This window comes from Pseudomonas sp. R1-15 (assembly GCF_051132085.1).
In the GTDB taxonomy this organism is placed as follows: domain Bacteria; phylum Pseudomonadota; class Gammaproteobacteria; order Pseudomonadales; family Pseudomonadaceae; genus Aquipseudomonas.
This window is the reverse complement of record NZ_CP071660.1, coordinates 1,191,600-1,208,877: the sequence shown is the minus strand read 5'-3', so window position 1 is coordinate 1,208,877 and position 17,278 is coordinate 1,191,600. Positions and strand designations below refer to the sequence as shown.

General features: G+C 61.0%; 12 protein-coding genes and 1 pseudogene. 7 read left to right on the top strand and 6 right to left on the bottom strand.

Translation table 11 applies throughout. The features are described from left to right. Positions 1–10: 10 nt before the first annotated feature. Both J3P97_RS05180 and J3P97_RS05175 read right to left on the bottom strand, forming a co-directional pair. Positions 11–427 (bottom strand): NUDIX hydrolase, encoded by a 417-nt coding sequence (locus J3P97_RS05180; protein ID WP_434602925.1) that lies wholly within the window; start codon positions 425–427, stop codon positions 11–13. 214 nt (positions 428–641) lie between these two features. Continuing rightward, a complete protein-coding gene (locus J3P97_RS05175) occupies positions 642–2,009 on the bottom strand; it encodes an HD domain-containing phosphohydrolase (protein WP_434569665.1) in 1,368 nt (455 codons plus the stop codon). 225 nt (positions 2,010–2,234) lie between these two features. Between J3P97_RS05175 and J3P97_RS05170 the strand changes: the two genes are divergently transcribed. The 7 genes and pseudogenes from J3P97_RS05170 (at position 2,235) to J3P97_RS05140 (ending at position 12,422) form a co-directional block, all read left to right on the top strand. Next, complete coding sequence (locus J3P97_RS05170; protein ID WP_434653557.1) at positions 2,235–4,526, top strand: GGDEF/EAL domain-containing response regulator; 2,292 nt, start codon at positions 2,235–2,237, stop codon at positions 4,524–4,526. Further along, positions 4,523–6,397: an EAL domain-containing protein gene (locus tag J3P97_RS05165; RefSeq protein ID WP_434673623.1), complete on the top strand. Its 1,875-nt coding sequence runs from the start codon at positions 4,523–4,525 to the stop codon at positions 6,395–6,397. Before J3P97_RS05170 ends, J3P97_RS05165 begins: the two co-directional genes overlap by 4 nt. Before the next feature lie 41 nt (positions 6,398–6,438). Further along, positions 6,439–7,398 carry a cytochrome-c peroxidase gene (locus J3P97_RS05160; protein ID WP_434673622.1) on the top strand — a complete coding sequence of 320 codons (960 nt, stop codon included), beginning with the start codon at positions 6,439–6,441 and terminating at the stop codon, positions 7,396–7,398. Next, the gene (locus J3P97_RS05155; RefSeq protein ID WP_434602921.1) at positions 7,395–9,200 is read left to right on the top strand and encodes a DAHL domain-containing protein; all 1,806 of its coding nucleotides are present in this window, start codon (positions 7,395–7,397) and stop codon (positions 9,198–9,200) included. The genes J3P97_RS05160 and J3P97_RS05155 overlap by 4 nt, the downstream gene beginning before the upstream one ends. A gap of 590 nt (positions 9,201–9,790) precedes the next feature. Next, positions 9,791–9,877: pseudogene (locus tag J3P97_RS05150) on the top strand (hypothetical protein); the annotation flags it as partial. A 57-nt stretch (positions 9,878–9,934) separates the two neighbouring features. Beyond that, complete coding sequence (locus J3P97_RS05145) at positions 9,935–10,603, top strand: ATP-binding protein (RefSeq protein WP_434674507.1); 669 nt, start codon at positions 9,935–9,937, stop codon at positions 10,601–10,603. 199 nt (positions 10,604–10,802) lie between these two features. After that, positions 10,803–12,422, top strand: coding sequence for an FMN-binding glutamate synthase family protein (locus J3P97_RS05140; RefSeq protein ID WP_434673621.1), 1,620 nt, complete (start codon positions 10,803–10,805; stop codon positions 12,420–12,422). Between the two features lie 217 nt (positions 12,423–12,639). On the opposite strand, the gene J3P97_RS05135 is transcribed toward J3P97_RS05140, so the two are convergent. From J3P97_RS05135 to J3P97_RS05120, 4 genes are all read right to left on the bottom strand, one after another. After that, positions 12,640–14,028 carry a glucosyltransferase domain-containing protein gene (locus J3P97_RS05135; RefSeq protein ID WP_434673620.1) on the bottom strand — a complete coding sequence of 463 codons (1,389 nt, stop codon included), beginning with the start codon at positions 14,026–14,028 and terminating at the stop codon, positions 12,640–12,642. Positions 14,029–14,159: 131 nt separating this feature from the next. After that, positions 14,160–15,110: a glycosyltransferase family 2 protein gene (locus tag J3P97_RS05130; RefSeq protein WP_434673619.1), complete on the bottom strand. Its 951-nt coding sequence runs from the start codon at positions 15,108–15,110 to the stop codon at positions 14,160–14,162. After that, positions 15,107–15,481: a GtrA family protein gene (locus J3P97_RS05125; RefSeq protein WP_305496504.1), complete on the bottom strand. Its 375-nt coding sequence runs from the start codon at positions 15,479–15,481 to the stop codon at positions 15,107–15,109. Before J3P97_RS05125 ends, J3P97_RS05130 begins: the two co-directional genes overlap by 4 nt. Positions 15,482–15,837: 356 nt before the next feature. Then, positions 15,838–17,259 (bottom strand): amino acid permease, encoded by a 1,422-nt coding sequence (locus tag J3P97_RS05120; protein WP_434673618.1) that lies wholly within the window; start codon positions 17,257–17,259, stop codon positions 15,838–15,840. Positions 17,260–17,278: the final 19 nt, after the last annotated feature.

The window sequence follows — 17,278 nt, the reverse complement described above, 5'->3', positions numbered from 1 at the left end:
GAGTCTTGAATCAGCAGGTCGCGAGACAAGTGGCTCGATAAAACGGCAGGATCACCTCGCCTGTCAACGGCGCCAGCAACAAATCGCCGGTGCCGGCCGGATCGATCCAACAGACTTCCTCGATCTCGGCGGCGGGAGAAACCGGGGCGTCGATGTCCAGCAAAAACACTTCGGCCTGCACGGTAAAACCCGGCTCGTTGGCAGCCGGCGCGCTGAACTGTCCAAGGTGACGAGCCTGCGCCGGATCGATCCTCAGCCCGAGTTCCTCCTCCAGCTCCCGAGCCAGGGCCTGGACCGGTTGCTCACGGGCTTCGATCTTGCCACCCGGTTGCATGAAGGCCTGGGTGCCGCGCTTGCGTACCAGCAGGGTCCGGCCGTCAGGGCCGATGAGCAGGGCGGCGGCGATACGGATGAGAGCAATGGTCATGATCAAAAAGGCCTCGGGCAGAAAATGCCGGGGCAGATTACAGGGGCAGGCGGTGGGAGCAAAGCCTGGCCTCCCCCTCCAACCCAACACAATTCCCCTGTGGGAGCGAGCCTGCTCGCGAAGACTGAGTGTCAGCCAGTTTTTTTTAACTGACAGTACGCTTTCGCGAGCAGGCTCGCTCCCACAAGGAACCGCAGTGGTAGCTGGAGCGGTTTCACCCCAAAATCGGCTTCGGCGCCGCAGGATCCGCTTCCTCCTCGGGGATCTTGACGAACACGCTGTACCGCGCCCCTTCCATCGCCTCGAAGGCGATGAGTTTTTCGATCAGCGGAGCACTCATGACCTTGCCGGCATTGAGCAACAGCATGCCGTTGTCGGCATTGAGGTTGCGGGCCAGGACCATGCCGGCCGCCAGCTCGCGGGTGGTCACGACCTTCACCGTCGGGTCGGACAAGGTCACGTCTTCCAGGTACTCGGCGCAGGCCTTGATGAAGTCCTCGACCATGTCCGGGTCGTACAGCTTGCCGGCGTATTTGCGGATGTAGACCAGCGCTTCATCGCTGTTCATCTGCCGCTCCAGGATCAACCCGCGCTGCAATTCGATGAAATCCACCGCCAGTTTCAACAGTCGCGAACCGAACGGAATCGCCTCGCCCTTGAGGTGATCGGGGAAACCGCTGCCATCCCAGCGCTCCTGATGATGGAGAATGATGCGCGCCGCGTCCTTCATCGGGTCGAGGGTCATCAGCAGCGATTCACTCTGCTTCGGATAGGCGCGGTACAGCTCCAGTTCGCTGTGGTGCAGCATGTCGGCGGGCGTGACCATCATGTTATCGGTCCAGCTCAGCTTGCCAATGTTGTAGAGCGCGGCGGCCATGGTCAGGTCGCGGTCGGTGGACTCGTCGAGAAAATTGAGCCGGCTGTAGACCCGGATCAACTCGATGATCTGCCGGTTGGTCTGCTTGGCCTTGGGCAGGCGCAGGTTGGCGATCAGCGAGAACACTTCGGTGCCGGTCACGTAGCTGCGCTTGAGCTCTTCGTAGGCCAGGTCGAGCATGTCGGCGGTCTGCTGCAGCTCGGCGGTGCGCGACGCCACGCGTTTTTCCAGCGTGGCGTTGAGGGTCTTGAGTTGCTGGTTCTGCTCGCGGTTCAACGCTTCGAGGCGCTGACGCTCGCTTTCCGAATGCTGGTGGGCCAAGGCCTGGCGCAGGGCCTGCACCAGTTCCTCGTCATTCCAGGGTTTGCTGAGGTAGCGATAGAGCTGCCCCTCGTTGATGGCCTTGGTCATCATGTCCACGTCGGCGTAGCCGGTGAGCAGGATGCGCAAGGTCGATGGATACAGCTTGCGGATTTCCGCCAGCAGCGTGGCGCCGTCCATGTTCGGCATCCGGGCGTCGGTCATCACCAGGTCGACCGGCCGCTCCTTGAGGATTTCCAAGGCCTTCGCACCGCTGTCGGCCAGCAGGATTTCATACGGCTGGCTGCGCAACAGCCGACGCAGGCTGTTGAGAATCGACTCTTCGTCATCCACCAGCAACACCGTCGGCTTCGCAGCAGGAACGTTCGACGACTGATCTTCCATTGGCACCCCCTCCTATTGACGATCACCGTTCTACCTTACCCCTGACAGACAGGCTAGTAGATAGCGGACATTTAGACACAATTCGCCACCATGCACCGCGCGGTTTCCTTGAGCCGACTATGCTGTACCTCATGAAGGGCCAAGTACAGGCCGATACTCATGCCAGCGAAAGGGATATCAGATGTTCCCACGGTTCCATAGTCAGCATCTCGATGGTGCACGGCCATGAGCCTGCCGATGGATAGATCCAATCGGCGGATCCTGATCGTCGACGACACGCCAACGATTCATGAGGATTTTCGAAAGATCCTCGCCCCCCATGTGATCCCCGAAGACAGCCTGAGCAGCGCCGAAGAAGCCTTGTTCGGCGCACCGGTGGTGATCGCCGCCCAGAGTTTCGAGCTGGAGTCGGCATTTCAGGGCATGGAGGCCTTGAGCAAGGTGGAAACGGCCCTGGCCCGGGGCAAACCCTTCGCCATGGCCTTTATCGACATGCGCATGCCGCCAGGCTGGGACGGTCTTGAAACCATCGAGCGGCTGTGGCGCGTCGATCCCAAGCTGCAAGTGGCGCTGTGCACCGCTTATTCGGATTACTCCTGGGAGGACATCGCCGACCGCCTGGAACTGGGTGATCGCCTGCTGATCCTGAAGAAACCCTTCGACGCCATCGAGATCCGCCAGATGGCAAGCACCCTCACCGTCAAATGGCAGATGACCGAAGACGCGGCGCTGAAAATGGACATGCTCGAACGGGCGGTGGAGGAACGCACCCGGGAACTGGCCGACGCCAATATCATCGTGCAGAACAGCCCGACCATTCTTTATCGCCTGCGTGGCGAGCCGCCGTTCCCGCTGATGTACATCTCGCACAACATCACCAAGTTCGGCCATGTCGCGGCGCAACTGATCAGTTCGCCGGACTGGGCGCAAACCCTGATCCACCCCGACGATCAGGGCAAGGTCCAGGAGGCCATGGTCCGCGTCCTGGACCGCGACACGGCCGGGGCGTCCATCGAGTTTCGCATGCGCACCGGAGACGACACCTTTCGCTGGGTGGAGAACCGCTACATTCCAGTGCGCAATGAACAAGGCCTGCTGCTGGAAGTCGAGGGCATCATCCTCGACATCACCGAGCGCAAAGTGGCCGAGGAAAAGATCGCCCTGCTCGCCCGCACCGACGGCCTGACCGCGCTCGCCAACCGCGCCACCATGATCGAGCGCCTGCACCAGGCGTTCGCCGCCGCGCGCCGGGGGGCGGCGCCGTTTGCGATGTTCTACCTGGACCTGGACCACTTCAAGCGCATCAACGACACGCTCGGTCACCCCATCGGCGACCTGCTGTTGCAGGAAGTCGCGGCGCGCCTCAAGGGCTGTACCCGGGAAAACGACGTGGTGGCGCGCCTGGGCGGCGATGAATTCGCCATCCTGCAACTGGATGTCCACGAAGCGACGCACTGCGCCGCGCTGGCCGGCAAAATCCGTGACGCGCTGGTGGCGCCCTATTCCCTGGACGGCAACGATGTGCGCATCTCGGTGAGCATCGGCATCAGCCTGTACACGCCACAAAGCCTGAGTGCCGACAGCCTGATGGCGCAGTCCGACATGGCGCTGTACCGCTCGAAGGAGAAGGGCCGCAACCAGTATCACTTCCACAACGAAGAGATCAATCAGGAAGTCACCGACCGGGTCGCCCTGGCCAATGACCTGCGCCAGGCCATCGAGAACAACGAACTGCATTTGCATTACCTGCCGGAAGTCGACCTCGGCACCGGCAAGATCCTCGGCATGGGCGTGCAGGTGCGCTGGAACCACCCCGAGCGCGGTTGGCTGGAGCCGGCGGCGTTCATGCCTGCCGCCGAGAAAACCGGGATCATCATCGGCCTCGGTCACTGGGTCCTGGACCAGGCCTGCCAGCAGATGCGCCAATGGCGCGACCAGGGCATGGCGCCGCCGGTGATCGCCATCGACCTGTCCCTGACCCAGCTCAAGACCGGCCCGGAATTGATCTACGACGTGCTGCGCACCACCGCGCGCTGGGAGCTGGCGCCCTGGGACCTGCGCTTCGATGTCACCGAAGCGACCCTGGCCCAGACCAAATGGACCCACAACGACGTGCTGCCCCGCCTGTGCGAACTCGGCGTGCAGGTGGCCATCGATGATTTCGGCACCGAGTATTCCTCGTTCGATTATCTGAAGACCTACCGCGTCAACCACCTCAAGCTGGCCCAGCGATTCCTCGACAGCGCCAACGCCGATCCAGAAAACGCCACGACCCTGCGGGCGATCATCAACTTTGCCCGGGACGTCGGCATCGGCATCATTGCCGAAGGCGTCGAGACCCAGGAACAACGCACCACCCTGATGTCCAGCGGCGGCTCGATGCAGGCCCAGGGGCATTACTTCAGTACCGTGGTCGACAGCGACCAGGCGGCCGCACTGCTCAAGGCCGGTACCATCGTGCCGGTGGCGGACCACTGGACCCGGCCGGCCAGCCAGCTATCGGAGAGCAACCCATGAACCCCATGTCGGTACCTGCCAACCGGCGAATCCTGGTGGTGGACGACACGCCCGCCATCCACCAGGATTTTCGCAAGATCCTCAGCCCCAGCGCCGGCAATGACGACTCGCTGGACGACACCGAGAGCCTGCTGTTCGGCACACCGCAGGTCAATCGATTGCAATTCCAGATCGACTCGGCCTATCAGGGCGAGGAAGCGCTGGAGCTGGTCAAGCGCGCCCAGGCAGAGGGCCAGCCGTATGCGCTGGTATTCGCCGACATGCGCATGCCGCCGGGCTGGGACGGCCTGCAAACCATCGAACAGCTGTGGAAAGCCGACCCGCGGCTGCAAATTGCCCTGTGCACTGCGTATTCGGACTATTCCTGGGAAACCATGTCCGAACGCATCGAGTTCGACGACCAGTTGCTGATCCTGAAGAAACCGTTCGACACCCTGGAAATCCGCCAGATGGCCAGCGCCATGACCTGGAAATGGCAACTGGCGCAAGACGCAGCGCGGAAGATGCGCAGCCTGGAGCGCACGATCGAAGAGCGGGTCCAGGAACTGCTCAAGGTTTCTCACCTGCTGCAATACGACGTCCTCACCGAACTGCCCAACAGCATGCTGCTCGGCGACCGCCTGACCCAGGCCCTGGCCCAGTGCCGCCGGCATGACCGGCAGCTGGCGGTGATGTTCATCGGCCTCGACCGCTTCAAGCGCATCAACAATGCGCTGGGCCATCCGGTGGGCGATGAACTGCTCAAGCGGGTGGCACGCACCCTGGCCACCGTGGTGCGTGAATCCGACTCGGTGTTTCGCTACGGCTCCGATGAGTTCGTGGTGATCCTCGGCGACGTCGCCGATCCGCAATTGATCAAGGGCGTGGCGGAAAAACTGCTCGCGGCGATCAACTCCCCACACCCCATCGACGGCCATGACCTGACGGTGACGGCAAGCCTGGGCGTCAGCGTGTACCCAACCGACGGTTTCGACGCCGTGGCGCTGATCAAGAAAGCCGAGACGGCAATGCGCAACGTCAAGGAGACCGGCCCCAACGACTACCGTTTTTTCACCGAGGACATGAACCGCCGGGCACGACAGCAGCAGACGATCGAATCAGGTTTGCGCCTGGCGCTGCAACGCAAGGAATTCGTGCTGCATTACCAACCCAAGCTCGATCTGACGAGCGGCGCGGTGGTCGGTGTCGAGGCACTGGTGCGCTGGAACCGGCCCGACCAGGGGCTCGTCTTTCCGTCGGATTTCATCCCGGTGGCCGAGGACAGCGGGCTGATCGTACCGCTGAGCCAGTGGGTGCTCCAGGAAGCCTGCCAACAGGCCTGTCGCTGGCAAGCCGAGGGCATGCGGCCGCTGTACCTGTCGGTGAATGTCTCCGCGATCGATTTTCGCCAGCGCGGTTTCGTCGAAGGCATTGCGCGCACCCTCAAGGAAACCGGCCTGGACCCGACACAGTTGGAACTGGAGATCACCGAAAGCGTGCTCATGCAGAACATCGATACCACCGTCGCCACCCTCAAGGCCATCAAGCAGCTGGGGGTACGGCTGGCCATCGATGACTTCGGCACCGGCTATTCGAGCCTGAGTTACCTGCAGAAATTTCCGGTGGACGTGTTGAAGATCGATCAGTCGTTCGTCGGCGACCTGAGCATCGACAGCAACGACGCGAAGCTGGTGAGCACCATCATCAGCCTGGGCAAGAGCTTGAACCTGCACATCATTGCCGAGGGTGTGGAAACCCGCGAGCAACTGGCGTTCCTCAAGGCGCACCAGTGCGAGGAAGCCCAGGGCTATTACTTCAGCAAGGCCGTGGAGCCGCAGGCCTTTGCCCAGTGGATGGCGGCATGGGAAAAAAAACCGAATCCGTTTTCATGAGCAATTGAGTCCATAAACCGAAGTTTCAAGGAAAGCATCCCATGGCGTCACACGGACTGATTCTGGCTCTCTGCCTGCTTCTGGGATACAGCGTGACCAGTCACGCAGAACCATTGGACGAACCGCTCAAACCCCTGCCCGCCGCGCCGGCCCTGGACCCCAAGCGGGTCCAGTTGGGCCAGCGGCTGTTCAACGACCCACGGCTGTCGGTCAACAACACGCTGTCCTGCGCCAGCTGCCATCGCCTGGACAAGGGCGGCGCCGATGACAAGCAGTTTTCCCTGGGCTTCGACGGCAAGCCGGTGGAGGTCAATACCCCCACCGTGTTCAACGCCAGCCTGAACTTCCATCAGTTCTGGGACGGTCGCGTCGATACCCTGGAAGAACAGGTGCACATCGTCGTGACGAGCCCCGGGGAGATGGGCAGCGACTGGAAAACGGTGGTCAAGCGCATCGCCGACGATCCGGGCTACGCCAGGGATTTTGCCGACGCCTACCCCGGCGGCGTGACCCAGCCCAACATCCAGGGCGCTCTCGGCGATTACGAGCGCACCCTGCTGACGCCGAATTCGCGCTTTGACCAATACCTGCTGGGCAACACCGACATTCTCACCCCCCGGGAAAAATTCGGTTACCAGCGCTTCAAGGAATACGGCTGCATCGCCTGCCATCAGGGCGTGAACATCGGCGGCAACATGTTCCAGAAGTTCGGCGTGATGGGCGACTACATCCAGGACCGGGGCAACCCCACCCGGGCCGACAACGGCCGCTTCAACATCACCGGCGACGAAGCCGACCGCCAGGTATTCAAGGTGCCGAGCCTGCGCAACGTGGCCGTCACCGCGCCGTATTTCCATGGCGGCTCCGCGCCGACCCTGGAGCGCGCGGTGGAAGTCATGTTCAAGTACCAGCTGGGCCGTGAGCCGCTGAAAAACGATACCGAACTGATCGTCGAATTCCTCAAGACCCTCACTGGCGAATGGGAGGGCAAGCCGCTATGAACAGTCTCTCCCGCCGCCTCGGCCTGGCTTTCATCGGCGTCTTGCTGGCTTCGATCCTGTTGTTCATGTACATCGAATCAGGCGCCCAGCAAGCCGCCTCGCACATCGAATCGCGCGACCTGATCCGCCTGCTCAAGCAGCAGGACGGGATCTGGGACAACGAAGTGCTCAAGTCGCGAATCGCCCTGAGCCACAACTACGACCCGCTGGTCTCGCCGCTCAATGAAATGACGCGCCTGTGGCAGCGCCTCGACGCCATCGAGGCGGAGCCGGGCCGCCATGCGCCCGAGCTCTGGTCGACCCAGCGCGACGAGTACCTCAAGGCGCTCAAGGAAAAAACCCGCCTGGTGGAACAGTTCAAGTCCCATAACGCGGTGCTGCGCAACTCCCTGGCTTTCCTGCCCACCGCCGAAGACGATATCCAGCGCCAGTTCTCCCTGCTGTCCGATAACGACAAGCTTCGGCTGCAGAGCGCCACCATCGATACCTACGACCTGCTGCTCGCCACGCTGGAGTTCGCGCAGATCACCACGCAGGATCAGGCTGCCGAAATCCTGATGGGCCTCAACCAGCTGGATATCAACAAGGAGCGCTTGCCGGACGGGCTCGTCAGCTCCGTGGAAATCCTGCGCAGGCACATTGCGCTGATCCTGCGCGAGCAACCACTGGTCAACCAGCTACTGCGCGATTTCGAGGCCGTCCCCCTGGCCGCCCGCCTGGACACCATCACCAGTCTGCTGGAAACGGACCAGGAAAAAGCCGCCACCAAGCATCAGCGCAACCACATCCTGTTGCTGGTATTCGCAACCTTCCTGGTGCTGATCCTGATCTGGCTGGCGGTTCGGCTGGTGCGCAGTTTCGGCGAGATCAAGCGGGTCAACAGTGCGCTGCAAACCGCCAACGACGAACTCGAACAACGGGTCGAAGAGCGCACCCGCCAGCTCAAGGACACGCAGAGCGAATTGATGGACACCGCCCGCCAGGCCGGCATGGCGGAAATCGCCACCAACGTATTGCACAACGTCGGCAACGTGCTCAACAGCGTGAACATCTCCGCCGACCTGGTCAGCCGCAAGCTGCGCAGCAGCAAGGCCCTGGGGCTGGGCAAGGCGATGAACCTGATCAACGAGCACAACCACGACCTGGGGCATTTCCTCACCGAGGACGAAAAAGGCAAGCTGCTGCCCGGCTACCTCAACCAGTTGGTGGAAGCCATCGCGGTGGAACAACAAGGCCTGACCGACGAACTCGCGCAACTGAGCAAGAGCGTGGACCACATCAAGGACATCGTCTCCACGCAGCAATCCTATGCCGGCGCCAACAGCCTGATGGAACCCCTGGTGGTCAGCGAACTGCTCGAAGACGCCCTGCGCATGAACTCGGGAGCCCTGACCCGCCATCATGTAACGGTCATCAAGGACTACGGCGAAGTGCCGCGGATCATGGGCGACAAACACCGCTTGCTACTGATCCTGATCAACCTGATCAGCAACGCCAAATACGCCATGGCCGGGGTTTCCAACCATGCACGGAACATGACGCTCAAGGCCACCGTCGTAGACGATGAGACCCTGCAGATCAGCGTGAAGGACGAAGGCGAAGGCATCCCGGAAGAGAACATGACACGCATCTTCGCCCACGGTTTTACCACCCGTAAGGACGGCCACGGGTTCGGCCTGCACAGTTGCGCACTGGCGGCGATTGAAATGAACGGCCGCCTCACCGCACACAGCGAGGGGCCAGGTACCGGGGCGACGTTTGTATTGCAGCTGCCCTTGAAACTCGCAGAAGGTGAGCCATGAACAGCCTGAGCAACCGGCGCATCCTCTTGATTGATGACACGCCCGCCATCCACGAAGATTTCCGCAAGATCCTGACCCCGGAGGACGAAAGCGACAGCGACTTGCAGGACATGGAAAGCGCGCTGTTTGGAGAGGCCCCGAAACCCGCCGCCACCGTGTTCGAACTCGATTCGGCCTACGGTGGCCAGGAAGGCCTGGCCAAATTGCAACTGGCGTTGGCCAAGGAGCTTCCCTATGCCCTGGCCTTCGTCGACATGCGCATGCCCGAAGGCTGGGACGGCGCCAAGACCATCGAGGAGCTGTGGAAAGTCGACCCGCAATTGCAAGTGGTGGTCTGCACCGCGTATTCGGATTATTCCTGGGACGAATTGCTCGATCGCCTGAACGGCCACGACCGCCTGCTCATATTGAAAAAGCCCTTCGACAACATCGAAGTCCAGCAGATGGCCAATACCCTGACCACCAAATGGGAAATGACTTCCCGTGCCCGTTTGAAAATGAACAAGCTCGAAGACCTGGTGGAGCAACGCACCCTGGCGTTCAAGCAGGCCAGCGAATTGCTGCAGATGGAAATCGACGAACGCAAGATGCTTGAAAGCCAGCTCGTGCAGTCGGAAAAGCTCGCTTCGCTGGGTCAGCTGGCGGCTGGCGTGGCCCACGAAATCAACAACCCGATCGGCTTCATTTCTTCCAATCTCGGCGCTTTGGGTGGCTATTTCAGCAAACTCGAGGAAATGCTCCAGGCCTACGGCAGTGCCGAACAAGCCATCGCCTCGCCGGAGTTGCTGACGGAACTCAAGCGCCTGCGCGAACAGGTGGAACTCGACTTCCTGGTGGAGGACATTCCGGTGCTGATCAAGGAATCCAAGGACGGCATCGCTCGCGTCGGGCAGATCGTCAAGGACCTCAAGGACTTCTCCCGCGTCGACTCCAGCCAGGAATGGCAGATGGCCAATTTGCAGCAGGGCATGGATTCGACGTTGAACATCGTCGCCAACGAGATCAAGTACAAGGCCGACGTGGTCAAGCAATACAGCCCGTTGCCGGAAGTCGAATGCCTGCCGTCGCAGATCAACCAGGTGATCATGAACCTGATCGTCAACGCCGCCCAAGCCATCGGCCCCGAGCGCGGCACCATCACCCTGCGCAACGGGGTCGAGGGCGACAACGTCTGGATCGAAGTCGCCGACAATGGCTCGGGCATCCCGCCGGAAACCCTGCAGAAAATCTTCGACCCGTTCTTCACCACCAAACCCATCGGCCAGGGCACGGGGCTCGGGCTGTCGCTGTCCTACGGCATCGTGAAAAAACACCACGGCGAGATTACCGTGCGCAGCGAAGTCGGCGTCGGGACGACGTTCCGGGTGGAACTGCCGGTGCGGCAGATGAAATTGGCGGGGTGAGCACGAACAAGTCCTGTGGCGAGGGAGCTTGCTCCCGCTGGGCTGCGCAGCAGCACCAAATGGCCCGTCGCAATAATCCAGTCGTTGCGTAGGATCCGGTTTTACGACTGCTGCGCAGCCGAGCGGGAGCAAGCTCCCTCGCCACGGGGTTGCATTCCACGCTAATGTCTCGCCAATCGCTCTCCCCCAAGGAACCCGCATGAGCCTATCGTTGCTGAGCCGCTACGCCTTCTTCGCCGGCTGTGTGATCTTCACCCTCGCCAGCCTGCCGTTCCTGCAACACGACTGGCTCTGGCCGGTCGTGCTGTTGACCGGGCTGCTGAGCCTGCTGGGGGTGTTCGACCTGCTGCAGAGCCGTCACGCGGTACGGCGCAACTATCCGATCCTGGGCAACATCCGCTACCTGGTCGAAGGCATACGCCCGGAGATCCGCCAATACCTGCTCGAGTCCGACAGCGACGCCCTGCCCTTTTCCCGCGCCCAGCGCTCGCTGGTGTACTCGCGGGCCAAGAACGAAAGCGCCGACAAACCGTTCGGCACCTTGATCGACGTTTACCAGACCGGCTTCGAATTCATCGGCCACTCCATGCGCCCGGCCCCGTTGAGCGACCCCAGCGGCTTTCGCGTCACGGTCGGCGGCCCGCAATGCACCCAGCCGTACTCGGCGTCGGTGTTCAACATCTCGGCCATGAGCTTCGGCTCCCTGAGTGCCAACGCCATCCGGGCGTTGAACCAGGGCGCGAAGCTCGGCAATTTCGCCCATGACACCGGCGAAGGCAGCATCAGTCCTTATCACCGCGAACACGGCGGCGACCTGACCTGGGAATTGGGCAGCGGTTACTTCGGTTGCCGCACCTCCGACGGGCGCTTCGACCCGGAGCGCTTCGCAATTCAGGCGCAGAACCCGCAGGTGCGGATGATCGAAATAAAGATGAGTCAAGGCGCCAAGCCGGGCCACGGCGGGATTCTGCCCAAGCACAAGGTCACCCGGGAAATTGCCGAGACCCGGGGCATCCTCATGGGCGAGGATTGTATTTCGCCGTCTTGCCACAGCGCGTTTTCCACTCCGATTGAATTGATGCAATTCATCCAGCAACTGCGCGAACTGTCCGGCGGCAAACCGGTGGGCTTCAAGTTCTGCCTGGGGCATCCGTGGGAATTCATGGGCATCGCCAAGGCCATGCTGGAAACCGGAATCCTGCCCGACTTCATCGTGGTCGACGGCAAGGAAGGCGGCACCGGCGCCGCGCCGGTGGAGTTCACCGACCACATCGGCGTGCCGCTGCGCGAAGGCCTGCTGTTTGTGCACAACACCTTGGTGGGCCTGAACCTGCGGGACAAGATCAAGCTCGGCGCCAGCGGCAAGATTGTCAGTGCCTTCGACATCGCCAGTGTCCTGGCCATCGGCGCCGACTGGGCCAACGCCGCGCGCGGCTTCATGTTCGCCATCGGCTGCATCCAGTCGCAAAGCTGCCACACCAACAAATGCCCCACCGGCGTCGCCACCCAGGACACCCTGCGCCAGCGCGCCCTGGTCGTCCCGGACAAAGCCCAGCGGGTCTACAACTTCCACCGCAACACCCTCAAGGCCCTGGCCGAAATGCTCGCCGCCGCCGGCCTCGACCATCCTTCGCAACTGCAACCCAAGCATCTGGTGCGGCGCATGTCGGCCACCGAGATCAAGCTGTTCTCCCAACTGCACGTCTTCCTCAAACCCGGGGAACTGCTGACCGGTGAAGTGAACGGCGAGTTCTACGCACGGATGTGGCAGTTGGCGCGGGCAGACAGTTTCGAGCCCCAGGAAATAGCGGCTGCTTAACTTCGCATTCGCTCTTGTGGCGAGGGAGCTTGCTCCCGCTGGGCCGCGAAGCGGCCCCCAATACAGACACCGCGATACAACAGTCAGACCGCGCCAGCCCGATTGCGACTGCTGCGCAGCCGAGCGGGAGCAAGCTCCCTCGCCACGGGGTGATGCGCTGTGTTTGCTAATGCGGATCGGACAATCCAGCGCCCGGTTTGCCAGCCGCCGCGGACGTTCAGCGACACCGCTCGATATCAACCATCAAACACAACTTGGGCGCCACATCAGGATCACCCTGCGGTTTTTTCATGAAGATGTAGCCGCTGTCATTGATGACAAACAGGTCATAAAACCCAGTAGACACCACCGGCAGGAAATCCCCGCGCCGGATCGAGGCAACCACTTCTGCATCCTTGGCGAGATACACGTTGGTGATGCCCGCTCGCGGCAAGCTTTCCGGCAGTAATACGTAACCCACGCCCAGCACATACCGTTGAGCCGGCATCGCCGCGAACAATCCGCTGGCGGCCGGGAGCCAGTTGGCTTTCAGTTCCGGGACCATGTAGAGACGGCTTTTATCGCGCAGCGGCGAATGGTTGATGTCATAAGCCAGCGAAGCCAGCACTACGGCTTCCTGTTCCTTTTGCAGCGACAGGGCACGGCCGTGTCCGAAGGAGAATGACAACATCGCCAACAACGGAATCAACAAGACCAGTCCCAGTCCTGCATGGACACGGGTGAGTATTTGCAGGCTCAGAAAGAACGTCAGCAATAACAACGCAGAAAAAGCCACCAATGTCCTGGCACCGTAGTTGAACTCGGCAAATAACAGCGTGATGCCAGGGATGCAGAACAAGAGCACTGGGAGGGTCAACAGATAAACGAGCAACAGTAGTGCTTTTCGCCAAAGCAGGTCTGGGCGCCGGAACAACCCGATGCCTGCCCATGCGAACCCGACCAGCATGAGCAACGCACCGCTCCAGACCCAAGGTCGGGCCCCTTCAACCAACAGATGCGCAAGAAAAAAAAGCCGGTTGCCCATTTCCATCAGACTGCTGGCTTGCAGCGGCAGCAACGCCTGACGCGCTCCGGTCATCAGTTGATAAGCCGTGACGTAATAGACCAACACGCCGCCGACAATGACCAGAAGCCTGCGCGCAATGAACCGCAGTACTTGCTCCGACGGCTCGCCCTCCCACACCCGCCTGATCAACTCGACACAACACATGGCGATAAAAAAACCGATGAGCACTTGATAGATCGCGAGGGCCACGGCCAGTAACAATGCCGGTATCCATACGTCTCGCCAGGCCCTGCCGTTGGACCCGATGACGGCGTAAACAAGCGCCACCAGTCCCAATGCCATCGCCGGCCCGTCGTAGTGGTAGGACAGGTTCTGCAAGAAGAACGGGTTGTACCAGATCGGCAGGACGACCAGGCAATGAACAAACGTCGGCCGTTTGAAATAAAAAAACGTCAGCGACCTCAGCGCAAACGAGATGCCCGCGGTGGCGATGAATAATGGCAAGGCAAACAGATTCGGCGCCTTCGAACCAAACGAAAGGGCGTTGTAGAACAGCTCGATGACAACCCGCCCTTCCTCGCGCCAGCCCTCGCCCGCCACCAGCCCCCGCCAGTTATCGTCGTTGTAGAAATAATCAGCCTGAACCAGGGGAAAGATATGAAGAAAACTGGCCGCCAGGAAAAACAGCAGCACCTCCCGTGGCGTCATTACCCTGGCCCACTGGGACTGGCTCACGGTTCATCTCGCATCTTGGGTCGTCCGTCCTGGATCATTTCCTTGATGACATACCGAGGCCGATGTTTCGTCTCCAGATAAATGCGCCCGATGTATTCACCCAACACGCCAATCCCGATCAGTTGCACGCCGCCCAGGAACAGGATCGCGGTCATCAGCGATGGATAACCGGGCAGATCGTTTCCGAAGATCCACTTGTCCACAATCAGATAGGCGGCATACAGCAACGAAACCAACGAAATGCAACTGCCGACGTAAGTCCACAACCGTAAAGGCACGGTGCTGAACGAAGTGATGCCTTCGAGTGCCAGGTTCCACAACTTCCAGCCGTTGAACTTGCTGTTGCCAGCGGCGCGGCCGGCGCGGTCGTATTCGATGATGACGGTGTTGAAACCGGCCCACGACAGAACGCCTTTCATGAACAACTGATATTCGGGAAGGGTCTTGATGACCTCCACGACCTTGCGGTCCATCAGGCGAAAGTCGCCCACGTTCTGTTCAATGTGCGGGTAGGCAATCCGATTGAGCAGGCGGTAGAACAGCGCCGCCCCGCGCCGCTTCAGGTAACTGTCGGATGAACGATTGCGACGCTTGGCCAGCACCACTTCGGCGCCTTTGTGCCATTGCTCGATCATCCGGGGGATGACGTCGATGGGATCCTGCAGATCCACGTCCATCGGGACCACCACATCACCGCTGGCGTGTTCGATCCCGGCAAACAAGGCCGGCTCCTTGCCAAAATTACGCGAGAAGTCGATCAACACAACCTGGCTGTCCGCCAACGCTATCTCACGCGCCAGTGCGGCAGTCTGGTCGCTGCTGCCATCGTTGATGAAAACAATCTCGACGCTATGGTCCTGGAGCTGCGGATGCTCGCGGACACTTTGGTAGAACAGGCTGATCGCCTGCTCTTCGTTGTACACCGGAACGATCAGCGAAATCTTCATGGACGAGGTCCGCGAAACACGACAAACCGGGAAAACAGAAAACCGAGCACCAGGCTCAACAGCGAGAACGCCGCGACGGTCAGCAGGCCATGCAACTGCCAGCGATCCCCAAGATGCCCGACGATGAAACTAAGGGCGCCCATGACACACAGGAACAGCATATAACCCGGCACCGAGAGCTTGGCCTCGAAGGTATAAAGCGCATTGGCATAAAAGGAAAATGTCGCGGCGAGGCAAAAAGCGATGAAGTTACTCGTTGACTGATCGAGGTCGAACGCCACGCGCAACACAAAGAACACCTGCCAGTGGATCAGCGTGTTGGCCAATCCGACGAGTGAATAGCTGAAAAAACCATTCCATATCGCTTTCATGCTCCCTCCAACGGTCAGTGCCGCCGGACATGACGTCCAACGCCTTAAACACGCGGTCTTGCGTTAGAAATAACAGGAGCGAGACAGTTCAGGAAAACGCTTCGGCAGTTGCCGCGAGGCGGGGGTCAGGTTCCTCAAGGCAATCGACGAACCCGTGGCGAGGGAGCTTGCTCCCGCTGGGCCGCGAAGCGGCCCCAAAACCTGACACATGCGGAGCATCAGACACACCGCACCCGCCGATTTACGACTGCTTCGCAGCCGAGCGGGAGCAAGCTCCCTCGCCACAGGTACATCATTTTTCTCAGGTGAAGCGCATTACGGTCATTCGGCCGGGGCTTTCTTCGACAGTGCCGGGCTTACGATGCGGAACGCATCGAACCCTGTACCTGTTCCTTCGGCTGCAACTTGAACGTATAGAACAACACCGTCAGCAGCACCAGGAACGCCGGGCCGATATACAGCGCCACACGCGTGTCGGGGAAGTACGCCATCAGGCCCACCACCAGCACCAGGAATGCCAGCGCCAGGTACGAGCTGACCGGGTACAACCACATGCGATACTTCAACGCCGCACGCTCGGACGCGCTCAGGCCTTTGCGGAATTTCAGCTGGGCCAGCAGGATCATTACCCAGGTCCAGATCGCGCCGAAGGTGGCGATGGAGGTGACCCAGACGAAGACTTTCTCCGGTACCAGGTAATTGAGCAGCACGCCCAGCAGCAGCGCGGCGATCGATAACAGCAACGCTCGGCGCGGCACGCCGTTGCTCGAGGTCTTGGCGAAACCGGCCGGGGCCTGGCCGTTCTGCGCCAGGCTGTAGAGCATGCGACCGGTGCTGAAGATCCCGCCGTTGCAGGACGACAAGGCGGCGGTGATCACCACGAAGTTGATGATGCCGGCGGCGGTCTTGATGCCCAGGCGCTCGAAGGTCATCACGAACGGGCTGCCCTGGGTGCCGATTTCGTTCCACGGGTAGATCGACAGGATCACGAACAACGCACCGACGTAGAACAGCAGGATCCGCCAGAACACCGAACCGATGGCGTTGGGGATGGTTTTCTGCGGGTTGCGCGCTTCACCAGCGGTCAGGCCGATCATCTCGACGCCCAGGTAGGCGAACATCACCATTTGCAGAGACATCAACACGCCGGACACGCCGTTGGGCATGAAGCCGCCGTGGGTCCACAGGTTGGAAATGCCCAGGGCCACGCCATCGTTGCCGAACCCGAAGGCGATGATGCCGATGCCGCCGATGACCATGGCGATGATCGTCACGATCTTGATCAGGGCGAACCAGAATTCGAACTCACCGAAAGCCTTGACCGCGATCAGGTTGATCGAGCCCATGCTGACCAGTGCGGCCAACGCCCAGATCCAGCGGGGCACATCGGGGAACCAGATGCCCATGTACACCGCCACCGCGGTGATCTCCGCCACACAGGTCACCAGCCAGAGGAACCAGTAGTTCCAACCGGTCAGGAAGCCTGCCAGCGGGCCGAGGTAATCCTGGGCATAACGGCTGAACGAACCGGCCACCGGGTTATGTACGGCCATCTCGCCGAGGGCGCGCATGATCACCAGGATCGCCAGGCCACCAATGATGTAGGACAGCATGATCGCCGGGCCGGCCATTTCGATGGCCTTGGCCGAACCAAGGAACAGCCCGACACCGATGCAGGCGCCGAGCGCCATCAAGCGGATATGCCGCTCGCCGAGCTCACGTTTGAGCGGACCACCCTGAGCGGTCTCGCCATGGGGCAGAGGATTGCCGACTGGCATAGGGATACAACCTCGTCTT

Coding starts and splice junctions, on each gene's coding strand:
- J3P97_RS05180 (WP_434602925.1), bottom strand. CDS start 427: ATGACCATTGCTCTCATCCGTATCGCCGCCGCCCTGCTCATCGGCCCT.
- J3P97_RS05175 (WP_434569665.1), bottom strand. CDS start 2,009: ATGGAAGATCAGTCGTCGAACGTTCCTGCTGCGAAGCCGACGGTGTTG.
- J3P97_RS05170 (WP_434653557.1), top strand. CDS start 2,235: ATGAGCCTGCCGATGGATAGATCCAATCGGCGGATCCTGATCGTCGAC.
- J3P97_RS05165 (WP_434673623.1), top strand. CDS start 4,523: ATGAACCCCATGTCGGTACCTGCCAACCGGCGAATCCTGGTGGTGGAC.
- J3P97_RS05160 (WP_434673622.1), top strand. CDS start 6,439: ATGGCGTCACACGGACTGATTCTGGCTCTCTGCCTGCTTCTGGGATAC.
- J3P97_RS05155 (WP_434602921.1), top strand. CDS start 7,395: ATGAACAGTCTCTCCCGCCGCCTCGGCCTGGCTTTCATCGGCGTCTTG.
- J3P97_RS05145 (WP_434674507.1), top strand. CDS start 9,935: ATGCTCCAGGCCTACGGCAGTGCCGAACAAGCCATCGCCTCGCCGGAG.
- J3P97_RS05140 (WP_434673621.1), top strand. CDS start 10,803: ATGAGCCTATCGTTGCTGAGCCGCTACGCCTTCTTCGCCGGCTGTGTG.
- J3P97_RS05130 (WP_434673619.1), bottom strand. CDS start 15,110: ATGAAGATTTCGCTGATCGTTCCGGTGTACAACGAAGAGCAGGCGATC.
- J3P97_RS05125 (WP_305496504.1), bottom strand. CDS start 15,481: ATGAAAGCGATATGGAATGGTTTTTTCAGCTATTCACTCGTCGGATTG.
- J3P97_RS05120 (WP_434673618.1), bottom strand. CDS start 17,259: ATGCCAGTCGGCAATCCTCTGCCCCATGGCGAGACCGCTCAGGGTGGT.